Here is a 17,658-nt window from a genome sequence, read left to right on the forward strand (position 1 = left end):
CCGTCCCTCACGTTCTTCTGGCGCCGTTCTAGCGTGAATTGCCGGCCCCGTCACGGGTCTTGTCGTCCAGGGCCAGTTCCGGCTGGGTCTCGTCGCCCGGCAAAGGCGCAGGCTCGGCCGCGGCCTGGGGTTTCGGGGCGCGCGGCTTGCTGGGCGCGCGGCGTTTCTTCGGCTGCGACTTGGCTTTCGGCGGCAGCAGCACCAGTCCCAGCGCCCCGGCAAAGATCGCGATGTCGGCGACGTTGAAGCTGTAGGGGTTCTGCCAGCCCGGCAGCGACATGTTCAGGAAATCCGCCACCGCACCATAGATCAGCCGGTCGACGACATTGCCCAGCGCTCCGCCGATCAGGAACCCGGCCGAGACCTGGGCAAAGCGCGAAGGCTTGGCCCGCCCGATCCAGACCGCCACCCACAGGCAGACCGCCAGCGCGATGGCGATCAGCACCCAGCGCATAACGTCCACGTCGCTGGCGAACAGGCCGAAGTTCATGCCCTGGTTCCATGCCATGCGCAGGTTCAGCCAGGGATCCACGAGGTCGATCTCGCGCACCCGATCAAGCCGCATCACATGCACGACCAGGTATTTCAGCGCCTGGTCCAGCAGGAAGACCAGCCCCGCCGTCAGCAGGACCGGCCGCCAGACGCGCGGCGGCGGCACCTTCCTGCCGCGCCGCTTCGGGGCCACCGGGCTTTTCCGGGCCTTGGGGGTCGTCGTCGTCGCCATCAGTGCCGGAAGTGCCGCTGGCCGGTAAAGACCATCGCCAGGCCCAGCCGGTCGGCGGTCGCGATCACCTCGTCGTCGCGCATCGAGCCGCCGGGCTGGATCACCGCCTTGGCGCCGGCCTCGGCCAGCGCCTCGATGCCATCGGCGAAGGGGAAGAAGGCGTCCGAGGCCACGGCCGAGCCGATGGTCAGCGCCTGGGCCAGGCCCAGTACCTCGGCCATGTCCTCGGACTTGCGCTTGCCGATGCGGGTCGAATCGACCCGGCTCATCTGGCCGGCGCCGATGCCGACCGTCGCCAGGTCCCTGGCATAGACGATGGCGTTCGATTTCACATGCTTGGCCACGGTCCAGGCAAAGAGCAGGTCCTGCAGCTCGGCCTGGCTGGGTTGGCGCTGCGTCACCACCTTCAGGTCCGAGGGCAGGATCACGCCATTGTCGCGGCCCTGCACCAGGAAGCCGCCAGTGACTTGGCGGAAGCTCAGGCCCGGCGCCTTGGCATCGGGCAGCCCGCCGGTGGTCAGCAGCCGCAGGTTCTTCTTGGCCGCGAAGATCTCCTTCGCCTTGTCGGTGGCGTCGGGGGCGATCACGACCTCGGTGAAGATCTCGGTGATGGCTTTCGCCGTCTCGCCGTCGAGCCGGGTGTTCAGCGCGATGATGCCGCCGAAGGCCGAGGTGCGGTCGCAGTCGAAGGCGCGCCGATAGGCATCGACGGCGCTGTCGCCGCGGGCCACGCCGCAGGGGTTGGCGTGCTTGATGATCGCCACCGCCGGGCCTTGCGCGGGGTCGAACTCGACCACCAGCTCAAAGGCGGCGTCGGTGTCGTTGATGTTGTTGTAGGACAGTTCCTTGCCCTGCCATTGCCGGGCGGTGGCGACCCCCGGACGGTCCGAACCGTCGCGATAGAAGGCCGCCTGCTGATGCGGGTTCTCGCCATAGCGCAGGGTCTGGGCCAGCTCGCCGGCAAAGGCGCGGCGGCGCGGCGCCGCCTCGCCGATCTGCGCCGCCATCCAGGTCGAGACCGCCGCGTCATAGGCCGCCGTCCGCGCATAGGCGATCTGCGCCTGCCGCTGGCGGAAGCCGTAGCTGGTCATGTCGTCGTTCGCGTCCAGTTCCGCCAGCACGGCGGCGTAGTCCTGCACATCCACGACCACGGTGACGAAGGCGTGGTTTTTCGACGCCGCACGGATCATCGCCGGGCCGCCGATGTCGATGTTCTCGATGCAGTCGTCGTAATCGGCGCCCTTGGCCACGGTGGCCTCGAACGGATAAAGGTTCACCACCAAGAGGTCGATCATCTCGATGCCGTGGCTGCGCGCCGCCGCCATGTGCTCTTCGTTGTCGCGCAGCGCCAGCAACCCGCCATGCACGACCGGATGCAGCGTCTTGACGCGGCCGTCCATCATTTCCGGGAAGCCGGTGACCTCGGCCACGTCCTTGACCGTCAACCCGGACTCGCGCAGCGCCTTGGCGGTGCCGCCGGTCGAGAGCAGCTCGACGCCCCGCGCCGAAAGCGCCCGCGCGAAGTCCAGAAGGCCGGTCTTGTCGGAAACGGAAATCAGCGCGCGCTTCAGCGGAATGCGGTCGGTCATCGGTCTCGGGCCCCGTGATGGAATGGCGGATTTGGCCCGTCACCTAGCGCCGGAACGGGCCAAGGTCCAGCCGATCTGGATGGCGCGGCCCTGCAAGCTGGCGGAAATCACGATCTGGCGCGACGGGCGCGGCTCGGCCAGCGCCCGGTCCAGCAGGCAAGAGGCCTCGAGTCGCGCCTGCCCGACGCCGTCATGGGAAAAGACCCATGCGTCGCCGGTGGGCAGGGTCAGATGCACCTCGGCGCCCTCGATGCGGGCCTGCACCTCGGGGTGCAGGTGGAAGCGGATGTCGAAACCCAGCCCTTCCTCGGGGCGGACCCGGTCCAGCCGCGCCTGCGCGCTGGCATCCAGCGCCGCCAGCGAATCCTCGCCCTTGAGGCCCAGCCCGTCGGGGTCAAGCCAAAGCTCGCGCAGATGGGTCAGCCCGTGGCTCGCCAGCCAGCCGTCGTGGCCGGCCAGCAGATGCGCGGGCTCGGGCGCGTGGGCGGGGCCGAAATCGGGCGCGGTCAGATTGCCCAGCGCGTCGCAATCGCCGGCCCAGACCAGGTCCGGGCGCTCGGTCAGGATGTCGGGCTCGCCCTCCTGCCGGTTCGGGTTCAGCCGCGAGGAGGACAGGCCGGCGAGGCACACGGCCGAATGGCAGGGCGTGGCGCGGCTCGCCTTGGCCCAGAGCGGGCCGAAGCCGTCGCCGGGACCACAGTTCACGATCAGCGGCTGGCGGGCCACGGTCAGTTCGAAGGCCAGCGTCGAGGCATGCGCCCGCACCGCCGCCGGACCGCCGGGCGGCGGCGCCGCGTCCAGGATCAGCGTCGTGCGCGCCCGCGCCATGCGGGCAAACCCCATGGCGAGCCCGTGCGCGGGCAGTGCCGCGCCCTCGGCCGCGCGCAAACAGCGGTCCAGCCGCCCCGCCGCGCCGCGCCCGCCGCCGTGGAAACAGGGCAGCGCGCCGTCGGCATGGCGCAGCGCCCGCAGGACCGGCGCGATCTGGCCGATGATGCCGCGCAGCTCGGCCGGCGCATCCAGCCCGGCCTCGTCCGCGACCTCCTGCGCCCAGACCAGCAGCGCCATGGCATCCAGCAGCGATTCGGGTGCCCGCGCCTCGGTCAGGGTGTCCAGGCCCATGGCGTCGGCCTCTTCGGCCAGCGCGATCAGCGCCGGCAGCGCCAGCGCCTGGCGGTCGCGCAGATACATGGCGCCGATGGCGAGCCCGGCCAGCGCCTCGAGCCGGCAGAGCCCGTCCTCGCTGTCATACCAGCTGTCGCGCAGGTGGTTCAGGTGCTGGTCGAGGGCGCGGAAATAGGGCCCGGCGCCGTCGCGGTCGAGGCCGGGCAGGATCATGCCGGCATGGAAGATCCAGCGCAGCACGCGGCGGCCGGCGATCTCGGGAGCCCATTCCGGCGCGTCGGGCCGGGCCTCGGGGTGGCGGCGGATCCAGCGCAGCACGTGATCCTGCGCCACCGCGCGGGCCTTGGGCGTGCCGACCGCGGCCAGGTCGTCGAGCCAGCCGAAGCCGTTCAGCTCGGCCGCGATGCTGGGGGGCAGATCGGCGGCGAAGAAATCGCCGCTGACGGCGATGCCGCCCAGGTGCATCTCGCCGGCGACGATATGCTCGCCCCGGCCGGGATGTCCTATGGCCTTGGGTTCGGGGCGGCGCAAAAAGCCCCGTGGCGCGGCAGCGATTTCGGTCATGGGCAACGCATTGACTAGGACGATGCAACCTTAGGGCGGCTAAGCGGATTTCCGCAAGCGCGCGATGAAGAAGCCGTCCATACCGCCGCGTTCCGGCCACAGGTCGGGCCGCAGCCGCAAGCCGCCCTGTTCGGTGATCCAGCCGGGCTGGATCCCCGGCGCCTGCGGCGGCTCGACGGTCAGGCCGGGATGGCGCGAGAGGGCGGCGGCCAGTTGCTCCTCGCCCTCGGCCGGCAAGAGCGAGCAGGTGGCATAGACCAGCCGGCCGCCGGGCCTGAGCAGGGTCAGGGCGTGGTCGATCAGCCGGGCTTGCAGCGCGGTCAGGTCGCGCAGGCCGGCGCCGTCGCGGATCAGCGGCAGTTCGGGGTGGCGGCGGATGGTGCCGGTGGCCGAGCAGGGTGCATCCAGCAGCACCGCGTCGAGCGGCTCCTCGGGCCGCCAGGTCAGCGCGTCTCCCGCGACGATTTCGGCGGCAAGGCCGCAGCGGGCAAGATTTTCGGCCACGCGGGCCAGCCGCGATTCCGAGATGTCCAGCGCCGTGACCCGTGACCCGGCGGTCGCCAGTTGCAGCGTCTTGCCGCCCGGCGCGGCGCAGAGATCGGCCACGGTCTCGCCCGGCTGCGGGTCCAGCACGCGCACCGCCATGGCGGCGGCGGCGTCCTGCACCCACCAGTCGCCGGCATCATAGCCCGGCAGGGCCGAGACCTGGGTGCCGGCCGGCAGCCGGTGCGAGCCGGTGGGCAGCGCATCGCCCGGGCAATCCGCGGCCTTGGGGGTCAGGTCCAAGGGCGCGCCGGCCTCATGCGCGGCCTCGATGGCGCGGGCGGCGGGTTTGCCCCAGGCGGCGACGATGGGCTTGCGCAGCCAGCCGGGCATGTGCTGCGGCGGCAGCCCGACCCAGGTCTCGGCCGAAGCCGACACCTTGCGCAGCACCGCGTTCACCATGCCCGAGGCCGCCTGGCCCTTGGGTCCCGAGGCGCGGGCCAGCGCCACGGCGGCATTGACCGCGCCATGCGGCGCCTCGCCCAAGGCCAGCATCTCGACGGTGGCGAGGCGCAGGATGCGCTGGATCTCGGGGCGCGGGCGGCGGGCGAGGAAGGGGGCGAGCAACGCATCGGCGCGGGCCTGGCGGCGCAGCACCTCGCGCGCGAGGCGGCGGGCGCGGGCGCGGTCGGGCGGGGCGGCGCCCTCGATCAGCGCCGCGGCCTCGTCCAGCGTGGCGCCCTCTTCCACCGCGGCGAGCAGGCGCAGCGCGCCCGAACGGGCGCCGTCCCTGCCCGACCTGTCCTGTGACTTGTCCAAACCCGACCCCTTGCCTAGATTGGCAGGGTCTAGCGTGAAGCAGGGGAAATCGCCATGACCGACCGCAAGGATCTGCCGCCCGCCGCGCAACGCGCGCTGGCCGAGGCCGAGGAACGCCGCAAGGCCGCCGCGCCGCTGGACCTGCCGGTCGAGCTGGGCGGCCGCGACGGGCCGGAGCCGGTGCGCTATGGCGATTACGAGAAAAAGGGCCTCTGCGTCGATTTCTGAGCCGCTTTCGCCCGGCCGCACGGTCGGCGTGGGTATTTGGAAAACGGAAAGAACCCAGCCGCTGGCGAATCCGTGATCCGCTGCGCGGCGGTCGTTTACTTGCCATTGGGATTTGGCCGCTAAACAATGCCGAAAACCACCAAACCGCAAGGGACGGCAGATGGCCTTCGGGCAAGCGATCTTGAGACAGGCGGCGCTGGCCTTGCTGCTGGCCGGGCAGGCCTTGGCCCAGCAGGGCGAGCGCGAGCCGCAGGGGCCGCGCCAGGTCGGCGTCATGGTCGCGGCCGAACAGGACGTGCCCTATACCGTGACCCTGCCCGGCCGCGCCATCGCCTTTCAGCAGACCGGCATCCGGCCGCAGGTCGGCGGCGAGGTGCTGGAGATCGCCTATGATCCCGGCAAGCCGGTCAAGGCCGGCGACGTGCTGTTCCGGCTGGACCCCGAGACGCTGGCCGCCGCGCTAGCCGCCGCCGAGGCCGCCGTGGCCGGGGCCGAGGCCAGCCTGACCCAGGCGCAGAACACCGTCACCCGCTATCGCCGGCTGGAGGGTTCGGGCGTGTCGGCCGTGGAGCGCGCCAATGCCGAGGTGGCGCTGAAACAGGCCGAGGCCGGGCTGAAATCCGCCGAGGCCGCCCGCGATGCCGCCCGCCTGTCGCTGGACCGGACCGAGATCCGCAGCCCCATCGCCGGGGTTCCGGACGTGCCGCAGGTCTCGGTCGGCGACCTGGTCACGGCGAGCCAGTCCGAGGCGCTGACCACGATCACGCAGCTGGACCCGATCTATGTCGACGTCTCCGAAAGCTCGGCCCGGCTCTTGCGCAACCGGGCACGGATCGACGCCGGGCAGCTGACCACCAATGGCAAGACGCCGGCCGAGCTGATCCTGGAGACCGGCGAGACCTACCCTGGCAGCGGCCGCATCGTCAGCCCCGGCATCCTGGTGTCCACCACCACCGGCACCGTGCCGATCCGGCTGCGCTTCGACAATCCGCAGGCGCTGATCCTGCCCGGCCAGTTCCTGCGCGTCCGGCTGACCCAGGGCAGCACCCGCGCCGTGCTGGTGCCGCAGCGCGCCACCCGCCGCGCCACGGACGGCACCCTGACCGCCTTCGTCGTGCGCGAGGGCAAGGCCCAGCAGGTCACGCTGAGCGAGCAGGGCAGCTGGAACAACAGCTGGATCGTCAGCCAGGGCGTCAGCCCCGGCGAGCAGCTGATCCTGGACGGGTTGCAGGACCTGCGCCCCGGCACCGAGGTCAAGACCGTCCCCGTCACCATCGACGCCGAGGGCGTGGTGCGCGAGGCGGTGGAAGGCTGATGGCGAAGTTCTTCATCCACCGCCCGGTCTTTGCCTGGGTGCTGGCCATCGTCACCATGCTGGCCGGGGCCTGGGCGGTTCTGGGCCTGCCCATCTCGCAATATCCGGACATCGCGCCGACCACGGTGCGGATCACCGCCAATTATTCCGGCGCCACGGCGCGGGCGGTGCAGAATTCCGTCACCACACCCATCGAGGACGTGCTGACCGGGCTCGACGGGCTGCTCTACACCACCTCGATCTCGTCCACCGGGCGCTCGGCCATCGTCCTGACCTTCGACGACAGCGTGACGCCCACCGATGCCTTGAACGAGGTGCAGGCCAAGGTGCGCTCGGTCGAGGGCCGGCTGCCCGGGCCGGTGCAGAACGACGGGGTCAGCATCAGCCGGACCTCGACCTCGACGCTGATGGTGGGCGCGCTGGTCTCGACCAGCGGCAAGCAGTCCACCATTGAGCTGGGCAACCTCTTGGAGCAGGTGGTCGAGGGGCCGGTCAAGCGCACCGAGGGCGTCGGCGGGGTCAATGTCTTCGGCTCGGGCTATGCGATGCGGATCTGGATGGATCCGCTGCGGCTGGCGCAGTTCCAGCTGACGCCGACCGACATCACCACCGCCGTGGCGCAGCAGAACAGCACCGTCTCGGTCGGCGCGCTCGGCAGCCAGCCGGTGGTCGCGGGCCAGCAGTTCACCGCCACGGTCACCGCGCAGAGCCAGCTGACCTCGGTCGAGGATTTCCGCAACATCCTGCTGAAGACCGGCGAGGACGGCGCCGCCGTGCGCTTGGGCGACGTGGCCGAAGTCGCGATCGGCCAGGTCAGCTATGGCCGCGATTCGCGCTTCAACGGCATGAACGCCTCGGGCTTCGCGGTGAACCTCGCCTCGGGGGCGAATGCGGTCGAGACCTCGCGCGCGGTGCGCGCCACGCTGGACGGGCTGGCCTCGGCCCTGCCCGAGGGGGTCGAGCTGCGCGTCGCCTATGACACCGCCCCTTTCGTCGAGCTGTCGATCGAGAAGGTCTGGCACACGCTGCTGGAAGCCATCGTGCTGGTCTTTCTGGTCATCCTGATCTTCCTGCAGAACTGGCGGGCGACGCTGATCCCGATCATCGCCATCCCAGTCGTGCTGCTGGGCACCTTCGCCATGCTGGCGGCGCTTGGGTATTCCATCAACACGCTGACGATGTTCGCCATGGTGCTGGCCATCGGGTTGCTGGTCGACGACGCCATCGTCGTGGTCGAGAACGTCGAGCGCGTCATGGCCGAAGAGGGGCTGGACCCGGTCGCCGCCACCGAAAAGAGCATGGGCCAGATCAGCGGCGCGCTGATCGGCATCGCCCTGGTCTTGTCGGCGGTGTTCCTGCCAATGGGCTTCATGCCCGGCTCGACCGGGGTGATCTATAGGCAGTTCTCGGTAACCATCATCACCGCCATGGTGCTGTCGCTTGCCGTGGCGCTGATCCTGACCCCCGCCATGTGCGCCACGCTGCTGCGCCGCGGCCACGGCGCGCCGCGCTTTGCCCCGGCGCGCTGGTTCAACGCCGGGTTCGAGCGGCTGACGGCGGGCTATTCCGCCACCGTGCGGCGCAGCCTGCGCCGGCCGATGCTGGTCATGCTGGTGCTGGCGGCGATCAGCTACGGCGCCTTCGACCTGTTCGGGCGGCTGACCACCACCTTCATCCCCTCCGAGGACCAGGGCGTGTTGCAATCGCGCATCACCCTGACCGAGGGCTCGACCGCGCAGCAGACCGCCGCCGTGGTGCGCGAGATCGAGGACTACATGCTGACCGAGGAAAAACACGCGGTCAGCTCGGTCTTCGTGGCGATGGGCTTCGGCCCCTCGGGCACGGCGCAGAACCGGGCGACGATCTTTGTCCGGCTGCACCCCTTCGACCAGCGCAGCGACCCGTCGCAATCGGCCAAGGCCTTGGCGCAGCGGGCAAACCAGCACTTCTCGGGCCATCGGGCCGGGCGGATCTTCTTCATGCAGCCGCCGGCGATCCCGCGGCTGGGCGACACCTCGGGCTTCACCATGTATGTCATGGACCAGTCCGGCGCCGGCATCGAGGCGCTGACCGAGGTGGCGGAGCGGCTGGAGGAACAGGCCGGCCAGGATCCGCGGGTGCAGAACCCCGAGGCGCAGAACTCCGAGGACGATGCGGCGCTGAGGATCGACATCGACCAGCAGAAGGCGGAAAGCCTCGGCATCTCGGTTCCGGCGGTGAATTCGATGCTGTCGACGATCTTTGCCGGCACCGAGGTGAACGACTTCGCCCTGGGCGCACAGCTGCGTCCGGTGATCGTGCAGGCGGCGGCGGCGAACCGCATGCAGCCCGAGGACATCGACAGCTGGTATGCCCGCAATGGGCAGGGCGAGATGGTGCCCTTCAACGCCTTCATGGCCACCCGCTGGGAGCCGGTCGAGCCGCGGCTGGCGCGCATCGACGGCATCGACGCCATCGAGATCGAGGGCGAGCCCGGCCCCGGCTACAGTTCCGGCAGCGCCATGGACGCGATGGAGGAGTTGGTCGCCGCCCTGCCCGGCAACTATGGCATGGCCTGGACCGAGCTGTCCTATCAGGAGCGCCAGGCCGGCAACCAGGCGCCCTGGCTTTTTGCCCTGTCGGCGCTGGTGGTGTTCCTGTCGCTGGCGGCGCTTTACGAAAGCTGGTCGATCCCGTTCTCGGTCATGCTGGCGGTGCCGGTGGGGGTGCTGGGCGCGGTGGTGGCGGCCCTGGCCTTCGACCAGTCGAACGACGTCTATTTCAAGGTCGGCATCCTGACCACCATCGGCCTTGCGGCCAAGAACGCCATCCTGATCGTCGAATTCGCCCGCGACCTGCAGCAGTCGGGCCGCTCGGCCGTCGAGGCGGCGGCGCTGGCCGCGCGCCAGCGGCTGCGGCCGATCCTGATGACATCGCTGGCCTTCATCCTGGGCGTGCTGCCCCTGGCGGTGGCGCGGGGCGCCGGGGCGGGGGCGCAGAATTCCATCGGCATCGGGGTGATGGGCGGGATGATCGCCGCGACCTTCCTTGGCATCTTCATGGTTCCGGCCTTCTACGTTACGGTGCGCCGACTGACCGATAGGAGGGCCTCGCGATGAACGACCACCCCAGACTGACCTCGCTGGCGCATGGCGGCGGCTGCGGCTGCAAGCTGGCGCCCTCGGTGCTGCGGGAATTGCTGGCGGGACAGCCTGTGGCCCAGGCCTTTCCGCAGCTGCTGGTCGGGACCGAGACCTCGGACGACGCGGCGGTGTATCAGGTGGACGAGAACACCTGCGTCATCGCCACCACCGATTTCTTCATGCCGATGGTGGACGACCCGCGCGCCTTCGGCCGCATCGCCGCGACCAATGCGATTTCCGACGTCTATGCCATGGGCGGACGGCCGATCATGGCGCTGGCGATCCTGGGCATGCCCATCGACAAGCTGGCGCCCGAGCAGATCCGCGAAATCCTCGAGGGCGGGCGCGACATCTGCCATCAGGCCAGCATCCCGGTCGCGGGCGGCCATTCCATCGACGCCCCCGAGCCGATCTATGGCCTGGCCGTGATCGGCCTCTGCCACCCGTCCGAGCTGCGCCGCAATGCCGATGCGCGGCCGGGCGACGCGCTGATCCTGACCAAGGGGCTGGGTGTCGGCATCTATTCCGCCGCGATCAAGAAGGGCGCGCTGGACCAGGCCGGCATCGACGAGATGGTCGCCTCGACCACCACGCTGAACAAGGTCGGCACCGAGCTGGCCAAGCGGGCCGACGTCCATGCCCTGACCGACGTGACCGGCTTCGGCATCCTGGGCCACGGGCTGGAGATCGCCCGCGGCGCCGGGCTGCAGCTGCATCTGGACCAGGCGGCGCTGCCCTTGCTGAGCCGCGCGGCGGAGCTGGCCGAGGCCGGGTTCGTCACCGGCGCCTCGGTGCGGAACTGGGCCGCCTATGGCGCCGAGGTGGCGCTGCCCGAGGGGCTGGCCGATTGGCGCCGGCATCTGCTGACCGACCCGCAGACCTCGGGCGGGCTTCTGGTCGCCGTGGCGCCCGAGGCGGCGGATGCGGTGCTGGCGCAGATTCGTGCCGCCGGTCATCCGCTGGCCGCCGTGGTCGGACATTGCGCGGCGGGCGAGGCCGGGATCTCGGTCGACTGACGCTTTTTGAGTATTTGAGGAACGAAGAAGCCCGGCGGGGGGCAGGAACCGCTGCCGCCGGCCAGCGTTGGGGCGGCAGGAGGATCGTCCCATGTCCCGGATCACGACCCAGATCGCGATGCCCGCCGCCTTGCTTGGCCTGATGCTGGTCCTTGCCGCGCCGCTGGCGGCCCAGACCACGGAGCCCGCACCGCAAACCCAGGCCCAGACCGCGCCGGAAAACGGCGTGTCGCCCCCATCGCAGCCCAGCCCCGCGCAGCCGGCGGCGTCGAGCCAGGGCGAATGCCCGCCCACCGCCGCAAAGGCCGAGCCGGCGACGCCGGAAGGGGCCTCGTCCGACGGGACGGCGCCGGAGAATTCCGGCTCGACCGGCTGGACCGGTGGCACCGGCGGCTCGCAGATCGGAACCAACCCCTCGGGCGCGAGCCATGCCACCAAAAGCTGGCACGCACCGACCGCACGTGGGCTGGATCTAAAAGGGCGGCCCGATCCCGCGCCAGCGTGCTGAACCCTGTTCCGCGATCGCATTGACCTCGTCCGCCGCGGTGCCGAAAATGCCGCTGCAAAAACCGGGGGACCGCAATGACCGACAGCCTGCCTGCCTTTGACCAAGCCCATTCGCCCTATTCCGAATCGCTGGGCATGCAGATCGTCTCGGCCACGCTGGAGGAGGTCGTAATACGCATGCCCGTCACCCATGCGCTGACCAACCGCAACGGCGTGCTGCATGGCGGCGCGATCATGAGCCTGGCGGATCACGCCGCCGGCACCGCGACCTATCTGCGCCTGCCCGCGGGCACCGCCACCACGACGCTGGAAAGCAAGACCAATTTCCTGCGCCCGCTACGGCTGGGCGATGTGGCCGAGGCGCGGCCGAAGCCCTTGCACCTGGGCCGCACCACGATGATCTGGCAAACCGACGTCCGTCGCGGCGACGGCAAGCTGGCCGCGGTGGTGATCCAGACCCAGCTGGTGCTGGAGTGGAAGGATCCCGCCTAGTCCGCCGGGCCAAGCGTCACCTCGACCGGGGCCAGCCCCTCGACGCTGCCGGTCAGACGGTCGCCCGGGTTCACCGCGCCCACCCCGGCCGGCGTGCCGGTCATGATCAGGTCGCCCGGCACAAGGTGATAGTAGTGCGACAGGTCGGCGACCAGCTCCGGCACCGACCAGACCATCTCGTCGATGCGGGCGTCCTGGCGCGCGGCGCCGTTCACCTGCAGCCGGATGCGTTGCGCCCGCGGCGTGAACGTGGCCGCCGGGGTCAGGGCCGACAGCACCGCCGAGCCCTCGAAATCCTTGCCGAGGTCCCAGGGCCGCTGCGCCGCCTTGGCCCGCGCCTGCAGGTCCCGCCGCGTCATGTCCAGCCCGGAGCCATAGCCCCAGACCACCTCCATCGCCCGCGCCTTGGACAGGCGGAAGGCGGGGGCGCCGATGGCGACGACCAGCTCGATCTCGTGATGCAGGTCGCGGGTGCCGGGCGGATAAGCCAGCACGCCGCCGCTTTCCATCACGGCGGCGGCGGATTTGGTGAAATAGAACGGCGCCTCGCGGTCCACATCCGCCCCCATCTCGGCGGCATGGGCGGCATAGTTGCGGCCAACGCAGAAGATGCGGTTGATCGGAAAGCGGGCCTGCTGCCCGGTGACGGGCAGCGCGGCAACGGCGGGCGGGGGAAACAGATAGGCGCTCATCCGACAAGTCTTGCCACGGTCACATCCTTGCGGCAATGGCGCCGGGCGCCGTTGCCGAGCCCGTATTTTCGTGGCAAGAGGTTTGCGGAGCCAACCGAGAGCAGAGTTCGCAGAATGATCGATTTCGCGCAGCGACGCACCATGATGGTCGATACTCAGGTCCGTCCGAACGATGTGACCAGCTATCCCGTGATCGAGGCGATGCTGACCGTCCCGCGCGAACAGTTCGTCCCCGAGGCGCGCCGCGACGTGGCCTATGCCGGGCAGAACATCGCGCTCGGCGCGGCCGACCGCGTGCTGCTGGAGCCGCGCACGCTCGGCAAGATGATGGATGTGCTGGACCTGCAGGCCGGCGACCTGGTGCTGGACCTAGGCTGCGGCTACGGCTATTCCGCCGCCGTCATCGCCTGCATCGCCGAGGCCGTCGTCGCCGTCGAAGAGGACGCGGACATGGCCGCCGAGGCCGAGGCCCGGCTGGCGGCGCAGGATGTCTTCAACGTCGCCGTGGTCAAGGGCCCGCTCGCCGAGGGTTGCCCCGGACAGGCCCCCTATGACGCCATTCTGGTCGAAGGCGCCATCGAGGAATTCCCGGATGTCCTGGCGCAGCAGCTGCGCGAGGGCGGCCGCGTCGTCGCCTTGTTCCGCGAAGGCAACCTGGGCGTCGTGCGCCTGGGCCGCAAGCTGGACGGACGGATCAACTGGCGCTTCTCGTTCAATGCCGACGCCCCGGTCCTGCCGGGCTTCGCGCGGCGGCGGGGCTTCGTCTTGTGACTGCCGACAGGAAAGGCCATGGCATGTTTCGCGATACGCTGAAAAGACTGCGGCGGCCGCTGCTGGCGGCGCTGCTGGCAGGTGCGACGGCGCTTCCTGCCGGAGCCGAGACGCTGGCCGATGCCATGGTCGATGCCTATCGGCATTCGGCCCTGCTGGACCAGAACCGCGCCGTGCTGCGCGCCGCCGACGAGGACGCAGCGGCCGCGCTGGCCGCGCTGCGCCCGGTGTTGCAATGGGTCGCCGAATACAGCTACCAGAACATCGAGGGTTTCGACGGCAACAGCGCCGGCATCGGGCTGCAGGCCTCGATGACGCTTTACGACTGGGGCCGCAATGCCATCGCCATCGACATCGCCAAGGAAAGCGTTCTGGGCACCCGCGCCGCGCTGGTCGGCGTGGAACAGGATGTGCTTCTGGGCGCTGTCCAGGCCTATCTGAACGTGCGCAGCGCGACGGAACAGGTTGAATTGCAATCCAATTCCGTTCGGGTGATCGGGCAGGAACAGCAGGCCGCGACCGACCGTTTCGAGGTCGGCGAGATCACCCAGACCGACGTCTCGCAGGCGGATGCCGCGCTGGCCGCCGCGCGTGCCAGCCTGGCCTCGGCCCAGGGCGATCTGCAGATCGCGCGGGAAAACTATCGTGCCGCCACCGGCAAGATGCCGGGCAAGCTGGCGGCGCCCCCGCCTTCGCCCAAACTGCCGGCGACGCTGGAAACCGCCCGCGACATCGGCCGCCGCACGCATCCGCTGATCCGCCAGGCCCAGCGCGAGGCCGCCGCCGCCGAACTGGGCGTTGCCGCCGCCGCGGCCGAGCGCAACCCCGAGCTGACCGGCACCGCCGCGCTGACGAAGCAGCACAGCAAGTCGCAGAACCTTTTCGGTGGGGCGTCGTCCACGACCCGCGACAGCGCCTCGGTCTCGTTGAGCCTGTCGCAGACGATCTATTCCGGCGGCCGGCTGCCCGCCGCGCATCGCAAGGCGATGGCGCAACGTGATTCGGTCCGGGCGGCGCTGCTGAACGTCTCGCGCCAGGTCGACCAGGCCGTGGGCACCGCCTGGGCGGGAATCGACGTGGCCCGGGCGCAGATCCGCGCCATCGACGAGCAGATCGTCGCCGCGCAGCAGGCCTATGACGGGGTTCGCGAAGAGGCGACGCTGGGCGCGCGCACGACTTTGGACGTGCTGGACGCCGAACAATCGCTGTTGGAGGCGCGCGCGAACAAGATTACTGCGGAAGCCAATCTGCAATTAGCACATTATCAACTTTTGTCGGCTATGGGTTTGTTGACGGTGGAAAACCTGAAACTGGGGATACCGACCTATGACCCATCGGCCTATTACAACGCGGTGCAGAACGCACCCTTTACCAGCAGGCAGGGCGAAAGCCTCGACCGCGTATTGCGCGCGATCGGCAAGGACTGAGCCCGCCCTCGATCCGGGGGCGCATCATGCAGCATGAGATGATGCGCCATCCGGTCCCGCCCCCGGGGGCCGACAATGTCGGCGACGTGCTGGCCTCGATCCGCCGGCTCATCGCGCAGGATGAAGTGGGCTGTCGCCTTCCGAACCAGGCGCTGAACGCGCTGCCCGGGCAGGACATCGCCCCCCGCATCCTGGCCGAGCCGATGCTGTCGGCCGTGCCGGGGACCGCGGCGACGGTGACGCCTTTGGTGCTGGACAGCAACGACCTCGTGGCCACGCCGGCGATGGCCGAATCGGAAGAGGCGCCCGAAGCCGGGACCGCCGACCCGACCTCGGCGACCACGGCAGAAGCCGAGGCCCGCTTCTTCAGCGACTGGCTGAAGATGCCGCTGACCGCCCCCGCCGAGCCGGACCCCGTCCCTGCGGGGCCGGAGGGCGAAGCGCAAGAGACCGCCGCGGCAGAAGCGGCGGAGCCCGCGCCGGATACCGGCTTCGAGCCGGTCCCGATCCAGCCTTTCGGCCCTTTCCTTGAAGACTCCCCCACCACAACCGTGCAAATGGAGGAAACCATGCTGCATGTGAATGCTTCCGTGACCCCGATCAACCCCCTGGCCGAGGCTCACGCCGCTGCCGAGGCCCTCAACCGCGAGAACGAGGCGCATCTGTTCGCGCCGCAGGGCAAGGACACGCAGAAGGGCGCTCATCTGCGCGGCATGATCCGCGAGGCGATCCGGCAGGAATTGCAGGGCGAGATCGGCACCCGCCTCAGCCGCAACCTGCAGCAGATGATCCGCAACGAGATCGAACTGACCCTGCGCCAGATGTGCGAAGAAGAATGACCGCACCAGACGCCGGCGCCGGCGGCGAGGGGTCGGTATCCGACCGGCCCCGACGGCTCTGGCGCCGGCGTCTGGCGCGGACAAAGGGCGCGCGCTAGTTCAGGTATTTCTCGGGGTCGACGCTGTCGAAACCGTTGCGAACCTCGAAATGCACCACACCCTGGCTGCGCACCTTGCCCAATGCGGTGCCGGCACCGACCGACTGGCCCTTGCTGACGGCGACATCCTCGATGCCGGCATAGACGGTCATCAGGTTGCCGTCGTGGCGCACGACGATGATCGGCACATTGTCGGTGTCGCGGGTGATGGCGGCCACCGTGCCGCTGCCGGCCGCGGAAACCGTGCTGCCGGCCGGGGCCGAGATATCGATGCCCTCGTTCTTGCCCTTCTGATAGGTGCGGATGATCGCCCCGTTTGCGGGCATGCGGAACCGCCCGTTGCCCGAGGCGGCGGTGCGGGTCTTGCCGAGGTCGGGGCTGGTGGGTTTGTCCACCGCGCTGCTGGCCGGCTTGGTCTTTTCGTTCGGCAGCGGCTCGGTCGAAGACGGCGGCCGCGGCGTCGGGCTGCCGCTGCCGGGCGCGGTCACCACAGCGGTGGCCGAAGGCGCCTTGCCGGCGACCGGGATCAGCAACCGCTGCCCCGTGCGCAGGGTCATGCCCGCGGACAGCCCGTTCCACGCCGCCAGGTCGTTGACCGAGACATCGTATTTGCGGGCGATGGACCAGGCGGTCTCGCCCGCGGCGACGACATGCTGACGTGGCTGGCTCGATGCCGGCAGGGTCGTGGCGATCACCGCCGCGGCGCCACCGGCAGTCGCCGCCGCGTTCGGCTGGCGGACGCCCTGGCCGGCGAAGGGATCGCTGACCTGGCCGGTCGAGGAGGCCGCCGCCGGCGCGCCGCCGGCCACCCGGCGCGGCAGCGCAACGACGGCGCCGGGATTCAGCACGGTATTGGCGTTGATGGCGTTATAGCTGGCCAGTTCGGCCGCGTTCAGCCCCAGCCGCGCGGCGATGGTCGCGACCGTGTCGCCCTGGCGGGCGATCGCGACCTGATAGCCGGGATAAGAGATGACCCCGCGCTGGTCCGGCACCGGTCGCGGCTGGGCGCGCGCGGCGGCAGGGGCGGTGTCCAGTCCGCCGCGACCCCAACCCCGCAGATCGGGGTCGAAATTGCTGAAATCCAGTCCGCCCTGCGGCCCGCAGGACGCCAGCGTCACCGCGGCGCCCGCAACCAGCGCCCATCGCCTGATCATCACCATCTGCCCGTTCCTCACTCTGGACGGCCGGGGGTCATGTCTGTCCCAACCCCTCGACCAGCGGCACGAAGCGCACCTGTCGCAATTCGTCGTATTCATAGCCGTTTTCGCCGTGCCGCACCCGGATCAGGGTCTGCACCGCATCCGACTGCCCCACCGGCACCACCATGATACCGCCTAACTTCAACTGCGCCAAGAGCGGGCCCGGCGGATCCTCGGCCGCCGCCGTGACCATGATGCGGTCGAAGGGCGCCTGCTCGGGCAGCCCGCGAGAGCCGTCCGCGGCGATGGCGGTGATATTGGTCAGGCCCAGGTCCCGGAACAGCGTCTCGGCCTCCGACACCAACCGGCGGTGGCGGTCGATGGTATAGACCCGCCGGCACAGCAGCGACAGGATGGCGGCCTGGTAGCCCGAGCCGGTGCCGACTTCCAGCACCTTGTCGCGCGGCCCCACCTGCAGCGCCTGGGTCATCAGTCCGACGACCGAGGGCTGGCTGATGGTCTGGCCGCAGGGAATCGGCAGCGGCGTGTCGTCATAGGCGCGATCCTCGAAATGCCCGCGCACGAAAACGCCGCGATCGATGCGCTCCATCGCCTCGAGCACCCGCGGATCGGTGACCCCGCGCTGCCGCAGCGCGAACAGGAAGCGCATCTTGCGTTCGGCAGTCTCGGGATCGTCGCTCATGCCCA

Annotated in this window: 16 protein-coding genes; 9 read left to right on the forward strand and 7 right to left on the reverse strand. The window is 70.1% G+C overall.

Going from position 1 to position 17,658, the window contains the following annotated elements:
• Window positions 1-28: 28 nt before the first annotated feature.
• From lspA to JCM7685_RS14910, 4 genes are read right to left on the reverse strand one after another with little or no spacing between them, the layout of a single operon-like run.
• The gene (lspA, locus tag JCM7685_RS14895; RefSeq protein ID WP_074966418.1) at window positions 29-724 is read right to left on the reverse strand and encodes a signal peptidase II; all 696 of its coding nucleotides are present in this window, start codon (window positions 722-724) and stop codon (window positions 29-31) included.
• Window positions 724-2,313 (reverse strand): bifunctional phosphoribosylaminoimidazolecarboxamide formyltransferase/IMP cyclohydrolase, encoded by a 1,590-nt coding sequence (gene purH, locus JCM7685_RS14900; protein ID WP_074966417.1) that lies wholly within the window; start codon window positions 2,311-2,313, stop codon window positions 724-726. The genes lspA and purH overlap by 1 nt, the downstream gene beginning before the upstream one ends.
• Before the next feature lie 39 nt (window positions 2,314-2,352).
• On the reverse strand, window positions 2,353-4,002 hold the full coding sequence (locus JCM7685_RS14905) for a heparinase II/III family protein (protein WP_074966416.1): 1,650 nt from the start codon (window positions 4,000-4,002) through the stop codon (window positions 2,353-2,355).
• A gap of 39 nt (window positions 4,003-4,041) precedes the next feature.
• Window positions 4,042-5,304, reverse strand: a complete 1,263-nt coding sequence (locus JCM7685_RS14910) for an RsmB/NOP family class I SAM-dependent RNA methyltransferase (RefSeq protein ID WP_074966415.1) — start codon at window positions 5,302-5,304, stop codon at window positions 4,042-4,044.
• 54 nt (window positions 5,305-5,358) lie between these two features.
• On the opposite strand from JCM7685_RS14910, the gene JCM7685_RS14915 reads away from it, so the two are divergent.
• The 6 genes from JCM7685_RS14915 (at window position 5,359) to JCM7685_RS14940 (ending at window position 11,984) form a co-directional block, all read left to right on the forward strand.
• On the forward strand, window positions 5,359-5,532 hold the full coding sequence (locus JCM7685_RS14915; protein ID WP_074966414.1) for a DUF1674 domain-containing protein: 174 nt from the start codon (window positions 5,359-5,361) through the stop codon (window positions 5,530-5,532).
• Between the two features lie 160 nt (window positions 5,533-5,692).
• Complete coding sequence (locus JCM7685_RS14920; protein WP_074966413.1) at window positions 5,693-6,847, forward strand: efflux RND transporter periplasmic adaptor subunit; 1,155 nt, start codon at window positions 5,693-5,695, stop codon at window positions 6,845-6,847.
• Window positions 6,847-9,945: an efflux RND transporter permease subunit gene (locus JCM7685_RS14925; RefSeq protein ID WP_074966412.1), complete on the forward strand. Its 3,099-nt coding sequence runs from the start codon at window positions 6,847-6,849 to the stop codon at window positions 9,943-9,945. Before JCM7685_RS14920 ends, JCM7685_RS14925 begins: the two co-directional genes overlap by 1 nt.
• On the forward strand, window positions 9,942-10,985 hold the full coding sequence (gene selD, locus JCM7685_RS14930; protein ID WP_074966411.1) for a selenide, water dikinase SelD: 1,044 nt from the start codon (window positions 9,942-9,944) through the stop codon (window positions 10,983-10,985). The genes JCM7685_RS14925 and selD overlap by 4 nt, the downstream gene beginning before the upstream one ends.
• Before the next feature lie 91 nt (window positions 10,986-11,076).
• Window positions 11,077-11,493: a hypothetical protein gene (locus JCM7685_RS14935; protein WP_231964655.1), complete on the forward strand. Its 417-nt coding sequence runs from the start codon at window positions 11,077-11,079 to the stop codon at window positions 11,491-11,493.
• Window positions 11,494-11,567: 74 nt separating this feature from the next.
• Window positions 11,568-11,984 (forward strand): PaaI family thioesterase, encoded by a 417-nt coding sequence (locus tag JCM7685_RS14940; RefSeq protein WP_074966410.1) that lies wholly within the window; start codon window positions 11,568-11,570, stop codon window positions 11,982-11,984.
• On the opposite strand, the gene JCM7685_RS14945 is transcribed toward JCM7685_RS14940, so the two are convergent.
• Window positions 11,981-12,676: a fumarylacetoacetate hydrolase family protein gene (locus tag JCM7685_RS14945; protein ID WP_074966409.1), complete on the reverse strand. Its 696-nt coding sequence runs from the start codon at window positions 12,674-12,676 to the stop codon at window positions 11,981-11,983. The genes JCM7685_RS14940 and JCM7685_RS14945 overlap by 4 nt on opposite strands.
• 114 nt (window positions 12,677-12,790) lie before the next feature.
• On the opposite strand from JCM7685_RS14945, the gene JCM7685_RS14950 reads away from it, so the two are divergent.
• From JCM7685_RS14950 to JCM7685_RS14960, 3 genes are read left to right on the forward strand one after another with little or no spacing between them, the layout of a single operon-like run.
• Window positions 12,791-13,447 (forward strand): protein-L-isoaspartate O-methyltransferase family protein, encoded by a 657-nt coding sequence (locus JCM7685_RS14950; RefSeq protein WP_074966408.1) that lies wholly within the window; start codon window positions 12,791-12,793, stop codon window positions 13,445-13,447.
• Between the two features lie 23 nt (window positions 13,448-13,470).
• A complete protein-coding gene (locus JCM7685_RS14955; protein WP_074966407.1) occupies window positions 13,471-14,874 on the forward strand; it encodes a TolC family outer membrane protein in 1,404 nt (467 codons plus the stop codon).
• Between the two features lie 26 nt (window positions 14,875-14,900).
• A complete protein-coding gene (locus tag JCM7685_RS14960; protein WP_074966406.1) occupies window positions 14,901-15,713 on the forward strand; it encodes a hypothetical protein in 813 nt (270 codons plus the stop codon).
• Window positions 15,714-15,807: 94 nt separating this feature from the next.
• On the opposite strand, the gene JCM7685_RS14965 is transcribed toward JCM7685_RS14960, so the two are convergent.
• Window positions 15,808-16,971, reverse strand: coding sequence for a M23 family metallopeptidase (locus tag JCM7685_RS14965; protein WP_083412579.1), 1,164 nt, complete (start codon window positions 16,969-16,971; stop codon window positions 15,808-15,810).
• A 31-nt stretch (window positions 16,972-17,002) separates the two neighbouring features.
• Window positions 17,003-17,653: a protein-L-isoaspartate(D-aspartate) O-methyltransferase gene (locus JCM7685_RS14970; RefSeq protein WP_074966405.1), complete on the reverse strand. Its 651-nt coding sequence runs from the start codon at window positions 17,651-17,653 to the stop codon at window positions 17,003-17,005.
• Window positions 17,654-17,658: the final 5 nt, after the last annotated feature.

The organism is Paracoccus aminovorans (genome assembly GCF_900005615.1).
Taxonomy (GTDB): Bacteria; Pseudomonadota; Alphaproteobacteria; order Rhodobacterales; family Rhodobacteraceae; genus Paracoccus; species Paracoccus aminovorans.

Excerpts from the sequence above, each read along its gene's own strand:
- JCM7685_RS14920 (WP_074966413.1), top strand. The coding sequence starts at position 5,693 with ATGGCCTTCGGGCAAGCGATCTTGAGACAGGCGGCGCTGGCCTTGCTG.
- purH (WP_074966417.1), bottom strand. The coding sequence starts at position 2,313 with ATGACCGACCGCATTCCGCTGAAGCGCGCGCTGATTTCCGTTTCCGAC.
- JCM7685_RS14945 (WP_074966409.1), bottom strand. The coding sequence starts at position 12,676 with ATGAGCGCCTATCTGTTTCCCCCGCCCGCCGTTGCCGCGCTGCCCGTC.
- JCM7685_RS14970 (WP_074966405.1), bottom strand. The coding sequence starts at position 17,653 with ATGAGCGACGATCCCGAGACTGCCGAACGCAAGATGCGCTTCCTGTTC.
- JCM7685_RS14965 (WP_083412579.1), bottom strand. The coding sequence starts at position 16,971 with ATGGTGATGATCAGGCGATGGGCGCTGGTTGCGGGCGCCGCGGTGACG.
- JCM7685_RS14935 (WP_231964655.1), top strand. The coding sequence starts at position 11,077 with ATGTCCCGGATCACGACCCAGATCGCGATGCCCGCCGCCTTGCTTGGC.
- lspA (WP_074966418.1), bottom strand. The coding sequence starts at position 724 with ATGGCGACGACGACGACCCCCAAGGCCCGGAAAAGCCCGGTGGCCCCG.
- JCM7685_RS14915 (WP_074966414.1), top strand. The coding sequence starts at position 5,359 with ATGACCGACCGCAAGGATCTGCCGCCCGCCGCGCAACGCGCGCTGGCC.
- JCM7685_RS14905 (WP_074966416.1), bottom strand. The coding sequence starts at position 4,002 with ATGACCGAAATCGCTGCCGCGCCACGGGGCTTTTTGCGCCGCCCCGAA.
- selD (WP_074966411.1), top strand. The coding sequence starts at position 9,942 with ATGAACGACCACCCCAGACTGACCTCGCTGGCGCATGGCGGCGGCTGC.
- JCM7685_RS14955 (WP_074966407.1), top strand. The coding sequence starts at position 13,471 with ATGTTTCGCGATACGCTGAAAAGACTGCGGCGGCCGCTGCTGGCGGCG.
- JCM7685_RS14940 (WP_074966410.1), top strand. The coding sequence starts at position 11,568 with ATGACCGACAGCCTGCCTGCCTTTGACCAAGCCCATTCGCCCTATTCC.
- JCM7685_RS14950 (WP_074966408.1), top strand. The coding sequence starts at position 12,791 with ATGATCGATTTCGCGCAGCGACGCACCATGATGGTCGATACTCAGGTC.
- JCM7685_RS14925 (WP_074966412.1), top strand. The coding sequence starts at position 6,847 with ATGGCGAAGTTCTTCATCCACCGCCCGGTCTTTGCCTGGGTGCTGGCC.
- JCM7685_RS14960 (WP_074966406.1), top strand. The coding sequence starts at position 14,901 with ATGCAGCATGAGATGATGCGCCATCCGGTCCCGCCCCCGGGGGCCGAC.